The sequence below is a fragment of the Alicyclobacillus suci genome, assembly GCF_017329615.1.
In the GTDB taxonomy this organism is placed as follows: Bacteria; Bacillota; Bacilli; order Alicyclobacillales; family Alicyclobacillaceae; genus Alicyclobacillus; species Alicyclobacillus suci.
Genome location: NZ_JAFMTW010000014.1, coordinates 1 through 12,223, shown reverse-complemented (window position 1 = coordinate 12,223; position 12,223 = coordinate 1). Strand labels below are relative to the sequence as shown.

Below are 12,223 nucleotides of genomic sequence, written 5' to 3'. Positions count from 1 at the left end.
CGAGAACCGCTCATTTTCTACCTTGCATGCCCCACGGTGGAGAAGTGGGCGGCTGTAGCAGACCACGCCGTTTGGCGCCCTTGTGAGCCATCTTTAGCAGTTCCTGAACTTTCTCGTCGCGCGCAACGCCAAATGCGAGCGACCCCAACTTGATGAATGTGTCGATTTTCATCAAGTGCACCCCCAAGTAGCGAGTTGGAACAACCATTGCTCTACCATATGGGGGCGCAAATGAAATGTTCATTGTGTGCGCCTAGTTTCCGACAGCGTTTGCTCGGCCGACTCTAGGCGCTTGTTCAGGCGTTCCACGGCGATTTGATTTTGCGCCTCTTGAATCTCCTGGACTGCTCGCGTTGCATGTTCCAACGAATTTTCCGCTTGCCGAAGAGATGTATCACTGGTGTGAGATTGCGCCTGAGCCACAGCGTTTTCCGCTTTGTCGAGAGCGCTGGATGCTTCTGTGAACTGATTTGGTTCGTGTATACTCTGTGGGCGTTCCAAGATAGCGGCATCCTCCTTATCACATTTCTGTGTGACTTAAGATGGCCTGCACTGACTGGCGGTATGCATGTGCGAGTGGGAAGGCGGCTTGTTCTGGAAGCTATATCCTATAGAATTTTTCGCGAGTTTTTCCATGTGGGCTAGAACACGTTATAATGAAATCATGCAAGTGCAGGAAGGGAGGCCCTATGTCGTGAAGCAGATTACGTCAAATGAAGAATATGCGCAATCGACCCAATCGGGGCGCGTAATGGTTGAGTTTTATGCGAATTGGTGCCCAGATTGTAAGCGAATTGAGCCATATTTTGAGGAATGGGAATCGAAATATGCGGGTGATTTTTCGATAGTCCGCGCGAACCGCGATGAGTTGCCAGAGCTTGGTGAAAAGCTGGAGATCTTAGGTATCCCGACGTTTATTGCTTATGAAAATGGACAAGAGGTGGCCCGTCTGTTCAGCCGCGATGCGAAGTCGAAGGAACAGGTAGAAGCGTTCCTTGACGAGGCATATAAGAAGTAAGTGGTGAACTTCGATAAGGAGCTACTCGGGGCAGGTCTCGAGTAGCTTTTCCTATATTTTGCTCGAAAGGGGGCCGAACCCATGGCGCGCGTCATCCTTCGCGACGGTCATGTGGCGGAGTTGCGAAAAGCGAAAAATACGAGCCAAGACCGCACATGGATACGCAATTTGCTCGAAAACGTGTCTGAACAGAGTCGCTACTTTCGGTTTGCTCGGTCACACGAGGACGTCGATGATAGCGTGATTGAAGAGATGATTGGTGACGGCGGGCAAAACGCCTTGACGTTGATGTGCACGGATGGACATCAAGCGCTGGCTATCGGAAATTATCGGCGGCTCGATGAAGACAGAGCGGAAGTCGCGTTTTTGGTTTCCGACGACATGCAGGAACGTGGTCTCGGGTCGCTTTTGTTAGAACACCTGGCAGAGGCGGCGTACCTCAATGGCATCAAACAGTTTGAGGCGACGGTGCTCAGCGATAACGAGCGAATGATGAATGTCTTTCGAGCCAGTGGGTTCGCGATGACTATCAATCAAGAATCGGGCGTCATGCATGTGACGTGGCCGCTACGGCAGAATGAACGCAGTCGGGGACTTCAGGAAACGCGCGAGCGACTGGCGACAGCAGCCTCGCTGCACGGGTTTTTTCATCCGAAAACTGTCGCTGTAATTGGCGCGTCGAGGGCGCCTGACCGACTCGGTCACGTATTGTTTCGGCATATTTTGAATAGTGACTTTCGCGGGACGGTTTATCCAGTCAACCCAACCGCTCCATCGGTTGCCGCGGTCAAGGCCTATCCAACGCTCAAGGATGTGCCAGAAAAGGTTGATCTCGCCGTGATAGTTGTTCCAGCGAACCAGATTTTGTCGGTGATAGACGATTGTATTGAAGTTGGCGTCAAAAGTGTGATGATTCTATCTTCCGGATTTTCGGATACAGACAAGCCCGGCACGGAACTCGAATACGAGATTCTCAATCGACTGCGCTCTGCAGGGGCCAGGCTCATTGGCCCGAATAGTCTCGGGTTGATTCAAATGGATCCAGACGTTCGCCTCAATGCGAGCTTTGCACCGCTGGTGCCGGAGCACGGCCGCGTCGCTATCGCCTCGCATTCTGGAGCGCTTGGTATTACGATTCTCGACTACGCCACGCGCATTGGCGTGGGGGTATCGAGCTTCGTGAGTCTTGGCAACCGCTCCGATGTCTCTGGAAACGACTTGTTGCAGTACTGGGAGTCCGACCCGTCGACGGATATGATTCTCTTGTATCTTGAGTCGTTCGGGAATCCGCGTAAGTTTTCGAGAATCTCGCGGCGAATCACCCGCCATAAACCGATTTTGGCAGTGAAGAGCGCGCGTACGCCGGTCAGCGTCAATGTGGCAAAGAGCCGTACGGTAGCGGTTGCAGCGGAGGACGCCACCGTGGAGGCGATGTTTCGCCAAACCGGCATCATTCGCGTGGAGACACTTCAGGAACTGTTTGATGTGGCTGTGTTATTGCGGTCCGGCGACGGTCACGCGGGGCGCCGCGTAGCCATTGTTACCAACACGGCTGGCGGTGCGGTGATGGCGGTGGATAGATTGTTACGTGAAGGACTGGAGTTTGTGGCGCCGGTCCTAAATATCGGCTTTGAGTCTTTGGCGGAAAGCTATCGTACCGTGTTGCCACAGGTGTTGCGCGACGAATCGGTCGACGCTGTCGTCGTCTTGTTTACACCTGTCGGACCGTCGGATGAAGAGGCAGTGCGGGTGGCGATTTCAGCGGCGCTCTGTGAAGTGGCTAACGATGCGCCGCCGCAAAATGGCGCCCGCCATCCGTATGAAAAGGCGGTCGTGGCCAACTTTTTGACGACGGGTGATTATCGCGTGCGCTATTTAGAAGTTGACGCGGAGCGCAGCATTCCAATTTATCCGTTTCCCGAGCAAGCCGTTCGGGCACTCGCGAAGGTGACCGCCTATCACGAGTACCGCGATAGAGACCCGGGATATATCCCGGATTTGCCGGATTTTGATATCGATCTCGCCCGCTCCGTCATCCGCAAACGATTGCCTGAGAATGGCTGTGCGGAAATTTCCGACGACACGACACTGAAGCGGATTATTCGGGCGCTGGGGGGCAAACTTTGCCTCGATAACGTGTCGGATGAACGCGTTTTTCTGCGGGTTGAGATGCGCATTGAGTCAGATCCGCAGTTTGGCCCACTGTTACGGTTGGACATGGTTGAGGCGGATTTGTCGCGCACTTCGGTGCCAGGACAGGGGGTGGCGTTGCCTGCGATTCGCCTGATTCCGCTGACTGATGCCGATGCTCGAGGAATTTGGCGAGAGGCGATTTCAAAAATTGAAGTCACCGTACCTGGCGCTGCCCGCGATGGAATTCAGGACTTTATTTTGCGATTGTCTCAGTGGATTGATAATGCGCCGGAGGTTACGCGGGCGACGTTTACGCTGGGTGTAACGGAGGATACGTCGGTTTATTTACTTTCCTCGTTTGTCGAAGCGACGCGTGTGGAAGTTTGAGTAGATAACTTTTTTAATGTGGCCTGACATGGCACAATAGAGGTTGGAGGGATGTTGAATGGAACATCGTAGAGTGATGATTCTTGGAACCGGACCGGCTGGATATACAGCCGCTGTATACAGTGCGCGTGCGAATCTGGAACCTTTGGTCATTGAGGGCGACGAACCAGGTGGACAGTTGACCTTGACCACCGAAGTAGAGAACTTTCCGGGGTTCGTCGACGGTATCATGGGTCCTGAGTTGATGGAGAACATGAAGAAACAGGCAGAGCGGTTTGGTGCGACGTTTCAGCGGGGACGCGCGACATCAGTCGACCTTAGCGTGAAACCGTTCCGCGTGATTGTCGATAAAGACCAGGAATATACCACGGATGCTTTGATTATTGCTACGGGCGCGTCTGCGAAAATGCTGGGCATCGAAGGCGAGCACGAATTGATTGGCCGTGGGGTGTCCACATGTGCGACGTGTGACGGATTCTTTTTCCGCAATAAGCGCGTGATTGTGGTCGGCGGTGGCGACTCGGCCATGGAAGAAGCGACATTTTTGACGAAATTTGCGTCAGAAGTCGTCATTGTGCATCGACGGAATGAACTGCGTGCGTCGAAGGTCATGCAGGAGCGGGCAAAGTCGAACCCGAAAATTCGTTTTGTGATGAACGCGTCATCGGAAAAGGTCGTCAGTGATGGCAACAAGGTGACCGGTTTGGTCGTGGTCGATAACGCTACGGGCGAGCGGCAGACGATTGAGGCGGATGGCGTATTTGTCGCTATCGGCCACCAACCGAATACCGCATTCCTCAATGGCCAGCTCGAAACGGACGAAGTTGGCTATTTGGTGACCAAGGGTGCTACCTCATTGACATCGGTGGAGGGTGTCTTTGCGTGTGGCGACGTGATGGACCCACGCTATCGCCAAGCGATTACGGCGGCTGGTTCTGGCTGTAAAGCGGCGATGGACGCAGAGAAGTACCTTGAGGGTAGCATGACCCACGAGTGGACGGCAGCATCCGCCAACGCGTAAGTGACAGCAACTGCCGGCATATGAAAGTTTGTACTATCGTGTAATGGATGAGCGTGTATTGGATGAGTCGCGTGTGAACCAAATCTTTGGTTTGCATGCGGCTCATTTTTTGTATCGTTTCCAAAATCGTGCGCATGTGGGGGATATAAGCTGCGCATACTTTGATTGCATGATTACATCACTTAGGAAGGACGCTGATACGATTGCAACAGTACTCAGGTAATCCGTTCGGGTCGAGCAATCAGGCGCAGGGCGGTTTCAATACGCTCCGTCAGTTTGGCACGGACCCACAACAAGTCCGTCAACACATTTCTGAAACAATCAACCAAGGTCAACAGCAGTTCAGCGGTTACGCACAGCAAATGGCGGGTCAGGGCTATCCGCAGCAGTTTGCTGGTCAAGGTTTCCACAGCGGCATGCGCGCAGGTGCGACGAATCCACAGGAGGTTCGTCAGCACATTGCACAAGATCTAGGCTATTCGAACATGAACCAAATGTCGGCTAGTGGGTTCCAGTCGGCACCTGCACACTATTCGGTCATGCAAGCAGGAGCAACCAACCCGCAGGAAGTTCGCCAGCATATTGCCCAAGACCTCGGTTATGGCGGCCAGCAGTTCGCTTCAAGCCCGATGCATGCGGGTGCGACGGATCCACAGGTCGCCCAACAGCATATCGCACAAGATCTTGGTTATCGTAACGCTTCGTATGGCCCGCAAGAACAGTATGGCGGCCATTATAACCAAGGTGCTTTCCAACAGGTGATGCAGTCAGCACCGGCGCAGGTTCAAGGCAATCAGGGGCAACAAGTCGGCCAGTTTCAGGGTGGATATGGTCAGGCGATGTATGGACAGAGCGCAAACAACAGCGCGTTTGGCCAATTCGGAACCAACGTTCAAGAGGTCCGTCAGGACATTCAGCAAGACCTTTCGAACCAAGTGGGGGCGATGACCTCGCAGCAAGCTGGCGCGTTGCGCGGTCAGTATGGCGGCAGTTCCCAAGGTTTCTCACAAGGGCAAGCGATGAATAGCGCGTTTGGTCAATTTGGCACGAACCCTCAAACCGTCCGCGGCCATATCAGTCAAGATTTGAACAACTTCCAATAAGGCTGCGACACGCGTCGCAAAATCGGGCCATCTCTTGTGCAGTTACACTGCGCGAGGGATGGCCTCTTTTTGTGCAAATCATTTTTTGGTAAAGTAGGATTTGATGGGAATCGATTGTCCGCTTGAACTTTAGGGAGGTTTATCATGGGCTATGCAGTGATAGGAGCCATTTTTGCATTTTTGTCGGTGGCGTTAGGCGCTTTTGGTGCGCACGCGCTGAAAGATAGAATGTCTGCGGATATGCTCAGTGTGTTTCAAACGGGAGATCAGTATCAAATGTATCATGCGCTCGCCTTGCTGGCGGTCGGAATCCTTGTCCGTATGGGCATTGGCGGGCGCATGATGCATATCTCTGGCTGGTTGTTCAGCATTGGTATCGTGCTGTTCTCCGGCAGCCTTTACCTCTTAAGCACCACTGGCATCAAAGCCTTCGGGCCTGTCACGCCCATCGGCGGCGTTTGCTTCCTGGCTGGGTGGATTTTCTTCATTATTGGGTTGGTGTGACGGATGTGTTCGCAGGAACCAAAAGACCCCAATGAGGCAGAGGATGCCGCCAATGCCTTGGAGCAGGACGACTGGTTGGCCCAGTAGGAGATAGGCGAGGACAATGGCGCCAACCGGCTCGCCCAAGATGGTCATGCTGATGGTCGTCGCGGACACGGTGTCGAGTAGCCAGTTAAACAGGCCGTGACCCAGTACCGTGGAGATGACGGCCAACAGTGCGAACATCAACCAGTTGCGGCCACTATAATGCCAGAGTGGCGTTTTGGTCGCGATGTTGAACAGAAACAGAACAAGGCCTGCGACAAAGAAGACGAGGGCGTTGTATGTCGTGCCAGAGACCGTTCCTCTCACTTTTTGTCCCGTCAGCATATATAGAGAGACGGCGAGTGTGCCGATGAGCGACAGCATATCTCCCCACAAGTGTTCGCCGCCTTTGCCAAAATCGGCCGACGCGACCACAACGCAGCCGATGATGGCGCACAGCATGCAGAGTATCCCCGTTTTTGTCACCTTTTGATGAAAGATGGCGACGGATCCAATCAGGACAAAAATCGGTTCCAGCGAGATGATAATCATCGATGAGGTGACAGATGTCTCTTTCAGAGATTGGATCCAGAAGAGAAAGTGCAGTCCCAAAAAAATACCTGATAGGCAGACGAGAAACACGTCGCGCAGGGTTAGTTTCAGAAATTCGTGCCATCGTTTTAGTGCAAACGGCAGGAACAAAAAAACCGACATCCACAGCCGATACATGCCGATGACGGCGGATGGTGCACTGGACCATTCAATAAAGATGGCGGAAAACGACACGGCGAGTAACCCGATGAACAAGGATATCAGGATGACAGGCTGTGCGGTCTGCCGTTTTGTCGTCACGTTCGATTTCAATGGACAACGCTCCTACTACACAATATATAAGTCCGGCTTTTAACACATCAATCAAAGGATTCCCAAAACACACTCTACGCTTCAATTGATCCCGCGTAAAGCCTTGACGAAACCCTCCGAGATTTGTACAGTTTCTATAACTTTTGCACAATCATAGCGTTGCGAGGGAGACATTAGCAAAATGAAAATTGAGACGCGTCTAGCGCAAATTGGCAACGGGTCTGACCCGGCAACGGGCGCCATTTCGGCTCCCATTTATCACTCGACGACATTTGCTCATCCGGCACTCGGCGAGAGTACCGGGTATGACTATACGCGTACGCTCAATCCGACGCGCCGATTGTTGGAGGACGCTATCGCGGATTTGGAAGGCGGTGCGAGAGGGTTTGCATTTGCCTCCGGCATGGCTGCTGTCCACGCTGTATTGATGCTGTTTCAACCTGGAGATCACATCATTGTCTCGAACGATTTGTACGGTGGCACGTACCGCGTACTTGAGCAGATTTTGCGGCCACTCGGCATCACCGCGACCTATGTACATACGGGTCACCTCGAAGAGATTGAAGCCGCGGCAACGGATGCGACGAAAGGCTTGTTTATTGAGACGCCGACGAATCCGACGATGCAGATTTCCGATATTGAAGCTTGTTCCAAACTCGCGCGGTCGCGAGGGTGGCTGACGATGGTCGACAATACGTTCATGACGCCGTTTTTCCAGCGGCCTATCGACTTGGGGGCAGACATTGTCATGCATTCCGCCACGAAGTATCTAGGCGGCCACAACGACGTGCTAGCAGGGTTAGTCGTCACAGCTACGCCGGAATTGGGTGAGCGCATCTACTTTGTGCAAAACTCGATTGGGGCTGTTCTCGGCCCACAAGACGCGTGGCTGCTCGTGCGTGGCTTGAAGACGCTGGCGCTGCGGATGGAGCGACACATGCAAAATGCCTATGCCATCGCGGGTTGGCTCGACGCGCGCGATGACGTGCCCAAGGTTTACTACCCTGGTCTCGACACCCATCCTGGCCGCGACGTGTGTGCGCGCCAGGCGTCTGGATTTGGCGGTATGGTGTCGTTTGACGTCATTGATGCCCGGATGGTGCCTTTTATCTTGGAACATTTGAAGTTGATTACATTTGCGGAGAGCCTCGGCGGTGTGGAGTCGCTGATGACGTATCCCGCGCGGCAAACGCACTTCGATATCCCAGAAGACATCCGCAACGCCATTGGCGTGACGGATAAGCTCTTGCGATTATCTGTGGGCATAGAACACATTGGCGATTTGATTGATGACTTGGCTGAGGCGCTCGATTATGCTCGCGACCGCGTGCTTTCTGGTGCAAGGCTGTAACTTAGCGCTCGTTGGGGCGTCCTATCGAGCCTCCTGGATGGTGGCTGTGGCTCACGACCAGAATGGATTTCTGGCGTGAGCCTTTTTTGCAAAGGTGTACAGATTGGCGCCTCCGGCCGATTGTTTAGGCTCGTTTTTGAAGGGAGGGTATGGGGGCGCCTAGTTCTTCCAGAATGACGGCGAGTTGTCCAATCGGCAAGCCGACCACGTTGTAGAAGTCTCCCTCAATCCGCTCGACGAGCAGGGCCCCAAGCCCTTGGATGGCATAGCTGCCGGCCTTGTCCATTGGCTCGCCAGTGCGGATATACCAACGCAACCACTCCTCACCTTGCGGTCGCATCCATACGCGCGTCATTTCGTGAAACGTGCGCGAGGTGCCGTTTTTCATGTTGTAGATAGCGACGCCAGTATAGACTTCGTGCGCGCGTCCCTGCAGACGTGTGAGCATTTCGTAGGCTTCCTGTTCATTTGCAGGTTTACCGAGGATGGTTCCGTCGACGACGACCACGGTATCGGCAGCAATGGCGATGGTGTCCGGAACGTCGATTCGGGACAGGGCCACGGCCAATTTTCGCTCTGCGAGTTCCTCGACAGCTCGTGCGGGTGTCCACTCTGGCCGAATTTCCTCGTCGGCGCTCGTCACGACGACAGAAAACGGCAGTGACAGCATGTCGAGCAATTGTCGACGTCTGGGTGATCCGGACGCTAACACGATATGTATCTGACTCATCCTGATGTCCGTCCTTTCGCGCGTAGTGCTCACTTTGACGCGAGCATGATTTTGTACCGGGTTGGTTACATTATGCCTGATTTGACACAAATCATCGAAGGGGGACTGTACATGACATCTCGACGGAAATCCATTGGTCGCGGCGATGAAGCTTCAGGACCTGTGATGAGTGCCAGTGCGAGCATGAGCATGCGAAGTGGCCGGCCGAAGGATGCGCCCCGGCGCTACGGGACGCCGAAAGAAGGAATGTACAGTCGCAAGCTTGACGGAAGCTATGGTGCATCTGTCTCAGACTTTCAGTGAACGCTGTGTCAAATCGGAGCGGGCCATGTGCTCGCTCTTTTTTCTTTGTCCAAGTCTTGGTATGATGTGCTTCGATGCACCGTCACACGTATTCCTGGAGGTTCATCATGCGCCGCGGACTTTTTCTTTATTTTTTTAGTGAATTTTTTCTGAGTTTTGGCATTGGCATGGTGCAATACGCGCAGCCATTTTTTTATGCCTCCGCACACATCTCAGACGGAACGATTGGCTATCTATTCGCGATAAATGCCTTTTTTGGCGGCTGCTCGGCGCTTTTGATGGGCCCCGTGGCTGACAGAGTGGGTGCGTCAATTGTCTTTAAATGGGCCACGTTGACCATTGGCCTTGGCGCGCTGTGTACATCCTTAGTCACCTCGGTTCCAATTTGGATGGCGACGGCGGCGTTGTCTGGCATCGGTGGATCAATGTTGACCAGCACGGAGAACGTCGTTTTGAGTTCCCTCGTGCAAAGTCGCGACAAGTCCCATCTTATCAGCCGTTTTACTGCACTGTACATGGTGTTCATCGGTTTGGGCGCCATCTTTGCGGGTTGGTTTGTTCACGCGGAAGGCTTGCGCGCGACGATGCTGGCTGGTGCATGTTGTTCTCTGGTCGCGCCGGTGTTTCGCTTTTTTCTCAAAGCGCCGGACACGCGCCGCGCTCGCGTCTTCCAAATACCATCGAGACCGCTTATCTTCATGGCGGGTTACGCCATTCTCTTTGGCATCGCTGGTGGGTTGTTCAACCCATTTGCGACGCTGATTCTCGAACAGCGCTACCATCAACAAAGCGCTGTCACGTCGCTCGTTTACGCCGTGAGCTTGTTTATGATTTCGCTGGGGTCCTATCTTGTGCGCCCGCTCATTCAACGTTTGCGCCAGCAGGCGACGCTGTTTGTCTCGTTTGTCCTCAGCGCCATCTCGACGCTCTTGTTTCTCGTCGCCATGACCACCGCCGTGTTTGTCGCGGTGTATTTCCTGGTCACTATCACAACGGCCATTCCGCCGCCGGTGATTGATGCGATGTTTCTCGATTTGGTACACGCTAGCGAATTCTCGCAGATGTTTGGTATGCGCGTGTTCGGTACGCGGGTGGGTAACGCTATCGGATCATCTATTGGCGGTAGCCTTTTGCACGCCAATCACTACAATGGGTTGATGATTCTGTCCGCACTCTTTTTCATCGTCGCGTATGCTTATCTCATGGTCGTTCGTCGGATCACGATGCGTCAAACGCCGCCCGACAAGGTTCCCTAGTTCTTATTGGCGCCATCGCGAGGGCAATCTAGTCGGTATGTTACACTGATAGAGATTAGCAAGTTTGTCGTTCTGCACCCTTGGGACGGCTTACTGATTCTTACAGAAGATTACAGACTGGATTAGCCCTTGTATGGAGGCAGGAGAAGCGATGAGGAGAAGGAAAATCTGGTGGTTGTGCGGCGTATTCATGGTGTTGCTACTCGCGGTCGCTGTGTCGTCGGTCAATCTCGCACACGCCAATCGGCAACGGAGGGTTGTGAGCGCACAGTCGGCCGCAATCACGGTTCCAAGTGAATCTCAACAGCCGATGAATCCGCTGGTCAGCCAGTTTACATTTTACCCCAAAATTTCGCTAAACAATCCGCTTACAACGTGGCCGGTCATGCCAGAGAAGGGCCAAACGTATACGGTGGTCGCCATTGGTGGATCAGCCGCCGAGGGCGACGGAGACACGAAGGCCGAAGGTGGCTATTTGACGAGGGCGTTCCGCATGGTGAATGCCACACAAGATGTACACTACAACTTTATCAACGAGTCGAAAGTGGGCTATGGCCCCATTCAGTATGACCAGCCGCCAAACGCGAGCGCACCGAGTTACCAAACCCGTTTGGCGATGCTGTTGGCTGCTGATAAACCGAACATGCTTGTGATTTCCTTTGGCATGCTCGACGATATTTTCAAGAAGACGCCGACGAGCCAAACCAACCAGGCACTGCACGATGAAATCGCGGATGCGCTAAATCAGCACGCGGTGGTCGTCATTGTGACACCGCCTTCCACATATGCCTCCATGACCTATTACCGATCGGCATTAAACAAGGACATTGCCGCTGAAATGGACGTCGTGTCGGCGTTTCACAATCCGAACATCTATGTTATTCCCTTGGCGCAGCAAATGGATCAGTACATCACATCACACCACCAAAGTATCAAAATGTATGAGGAAGACAGTTGGCACCCAAATGCGGCCGGGCACAATGTAGCGGCCCAACTGTTGGCGCAGGACTTCATCCGCACGTTCCTACTCGCCGACCAGCCACGACTAGCGTGACGGTGGGACGTGGTGGCGGGGAGCGGGCGTGGTGGTTGCGGAGAGTACTTGCTCGGCGGCACTTTGTCCAGCGAGGTGGCCGGTTGAGAAGGCGACGGTGATGTTGTAGCCGCCGGTGTGTGCGTGGACGTCCATGACTTCACCGGCAAAGTAGAGGCCGCGCACGAGTTTCGATTGCATGGTCTTTGGGTCAATCTCTTTGACGCTCACGCCGCCGCCTGTGACGGTTGCCTGCTCCAGCGGAAGGGTCCCGGTAATGTGGATGGGACAAGCCTTGATGGACGCGGTGATGGCGTCCAAGTGGACTTTGCTCAGGTTGGCTAATTGCGTACTCGCCGGGACGTTTGCCTTGTGTAGGATAAAGTCGACGAGCCGTTCCGGAAACATCTCGGCCAAATGCGTCGTGATGCTGCGCCGCGGGTGATGCTTTCGGCCGGCCGCGAGCGTTTGCTCGAGGGCGGGGCGGGCGCAGGTG

The 12,223-nt window shown here is 53.9% G+C and carries 14 protein-coding genes; 9 read left to right on the top strand and 5 right to left on the bottom strand.

Annotated elements, in window-relative coordinates; translation table 11 throughout:
- Positions 1-10 precede the first annotated feature (10 nt).
- Both J3482_RS09135 and J3482_RS09130 read right to left on the bottom strand, forming a co-directional pair.
- Positions 11-172 (bottom strand): VOC family protein, encoded by a 162-nt coding sequence (locus J3482_RS09135; RefSeq protein WP_188332183.1) that lies wholly within the window; start codon positions 170-172, stop codon positions 11-13.
- 68 nt (positions 173-240) lie between these two features.
- Positions 241-501 carry a hypothetical protein gene (locus tag J3482_RS09130; protein WP_223204076.1) on the bottom strand — a complete coding sequence of 87 codons (261 nt, stop codon included), beginning with the start codon at positions 499-501 and terminating at the stop codon, positions 241-243.
- 193 nt (positions 502-694) lie between these two features.
- Here J3482_RS09130 and J3482_RS09125 point away from each other — a divergent pair, with 193 nt between their 5' ends.
- The 5 genes from J3482_RS09125 to J3482_RS09105 all read left to right on the top strand — a co-directional run bounded on the left by J3482_RS09125 (position 695) and on the right by J3482_RS09105 (position 6,166).
- Positions 695-1,018 (top strand): thioredoxin family protein, encoded by a 324-nt coding sequence (locus J3482_RS09125; RefSeq protein ID WP_146822305.1) that lies wholly within the window; start codon positions 695-697, stop codon positions 1,016-1,018.
- An 81-nt stretch (positions 1,019-1,099) separates the two neighbouring features.
- On the top strand, positions 1,100-3,538 hold the full coding sequence (locus J3482_RS09120) for a GNAT family N-acetyltransferase (RefSeq protein ID WP_146822306.1): 2,439 nt from the start codon (positions 1,100-1,102) through the stop codon (positions 3,536-3,538).
- 58 nt (positions 3,539-3,596) lie between these two features.
- Entirely contained in the window at positions 3,597-4,559 is a 963-nt protein-coding gene (gene trxB, locus J3482_RS09115) for a thioredoxin-disulfide reductase (protein WP_146822307.1), read from the top strand.
- Between the two features lie 203 nt (positions 4,560-4,762).
- Positions 4,763-5,662, top strand: a complete 900-nt coding sequence (locus J3482_RS09110; protein ID WP_146822308.1) for a hypothetical protein — start codon at positions 4,763-4,765, stop codon at positions 5,660-5,662.
- A 144-nt stretch (positions 5,663-5,806) separates the two neighbouring features.
- Positions 5,807-6,166, top strand: coding sequence for a DUF423 domain-containing protein (locus J3482_RS09105; RefSeq protein WP_146822309.1), 360 nt, complete (start codon positions 5,807-5,809; stop codon positions 6,164-6,166).
- On the opposite strand, the gene J3482_RS09100 is transcribed toward J3482_RS09105, so the two are convergent.
- On the bottom strand, positions 6,068-7,054 hold the full coding sequence (locus tag J3482_RS09100) for a DMT family transporter (RefSeq protein WP_206922298.1): 987 nt from the start codon (positions 7,052-7,054) through the stop codon (positions 6,068-6,070). The two genes, J3482_RS09105 and J3482_RS09100, sit on opposite strands and share 99 nt — an antisense overlap.
- Before the next feature lie 181 nt (positions 7,055-7,235).
- On the opposite strand from J3482_RS09100, the gene J3482_RS09095 reads away from it, so the two are divergent.
- Complete coding sequence (locus J3482_RS09095; protein WP_206922297.1) at positions 7,236-8,405, top strand: trans-sulfuration enzyme family protein; 1,170 nt, start codon at positions 7,236-7,238, stop codon at positions 8,403-8,405.
- Positions 8,406-8,529: 124 nt separating this feature from the next.
- Here J3482_RS09095 and J3482_RS09090 read toward each other — a convergent pair whose 3' ends face one another.
- The gene (locus tag J3482_RS09090; RefSeq protein ID WP_188332184.1) at positions 8,530-9,135 is read right to left on the bottom strand and encodes a Maf family protein; all 606 of its coding nucleotides are present in this window, start codon (positions 9,133-9,135) and stop codon (positions 8,530-8,532) included.
- 111 nt (positions 9,136-9,246) lie between these two features.
- On the opposite strand from J3482_RS09090, the gene J3482_RS09085 reads away from it, so the two are divergent.
- From J3482_RS09085 to J3482_RS09075, 3 genes are all read left to right on the top strand, one after another.
- Positions 9,247-9,438 (top strand): hypothetical protein, encoded by a 192-nt coding sequence (locus J3482_RS09085; RefSeq protein WP_031219022.1) that lies wholly within the window; start codon positions 9,247-9,249, stop codon positions 9,436-9,438.
- Between the two features lie 107 nt (positions 9,439-9,545).
- The gene (locus tag J3482_RS09080; RefSeq protein ID WP_188332185.1) at positions 9,546-10,694 is read left to right on the top strand and encodes an MFS transporter; all 1,149 of its coding nucleotides are present in this window, start codon (positions 9,546-9,548) and stop codon (positions 10,692-10,694) included.
- Positions 10,695-10,845: 151 nt separating this feature from the next.
- Complete coding sequence (locus J3482_RS09075; protein WP_188332186.1) at positions 10,846-11,748, top strand: SGNH/GDSL hydrolase family protein; 903 nt, start codon at positions 10,846-10,848, stop codon at positions 11,746-11,748.
- On the opposite strand, the gene J3482_RS09070 is transcribed toward J3482_RS09075, so the two are convergent.
- The coding region (locus J3482_RS09070; RefSeq protein ID WP_206922296.1) for an NAD(P)/FAD-dependent oxidoreductase at positions 11,740-12,223 on the bottom strand (484 nt) is incomplete at its 5' end. The two genes, J3482_RS09075 and J3482_RS09070, sit on opposite strands and share 9 nt — an antisense overlap.

What these genes read in the sequence shown, in the direction of transcription:
- J3482_RS09080 (WP_188332185.1), top strand. Translation starts at nt 9,546, where the DNA reads ATGCGCCGCGGACTTTTTCTTTATTTTTTTAGTGAATTTTTTCTGAGT.
- J3482_RS09085 (WP_031219022.1), top strand. Translation starts at nt 9,247, where the DNA reads ATGACATCTCGACGGAAATCCATTGGTCGCGGCGATGAAGCTTCAGGA.
- J3482_RS09120 (WP_146822306.1), top strand. Translation starts at nt 1,100, where the DNA reads ATGGCGCGCGTCATCCTTCGCGACGGTCATGTGGCGGAGTTGCGAAAA.
- J3482_RS09075 (WP_188332186.1), top strand. Translation starts at nt 10,846, where the DNA reads ATGAGGAGAAGGAAAATCTGGTGGTTGTGCGGCGTATTCATGGTGTTG.
- J3482_RS09095 (WP_206922297.1), top strand. Translation starts at nt 7,236, where the DNA reads ATGAAAATTGAGACGCGTCTAGCGCAAATTGGCAACGGGTCTGACCCG.
- J3482_RS09090 (WP_188332184.1), bottom strand. Translation starts at nt 9,135, where the DNA reads ATGAGTCAGATACATATCGTGTTAGCGTCCGGATCACCCAGACGTCGA.
- J3482_RS09105 (WP_146822309.1), top strand. Translation starts at nt 5,807, where the DNA reads ATGGGCTATGCAGTGATAGGAGCCATTTTTGCATTTTTGTCGGTGGCG.
- J3482_RS09135 (WP_188332183.1), bottom strand. Translation starts at nt 172, where the DNA reads ATGAAAATCGACACATTCATCAAGTTGGGGTCGCTCGCATTTGGCGTT.
- trxB (WP_146822307.1), top strand. Translation starts at nt 3,597, where the DNA reads ATGGAACATCGTAGAGTGATGATTCTTGGAACCGGACCGGCTGGATAT.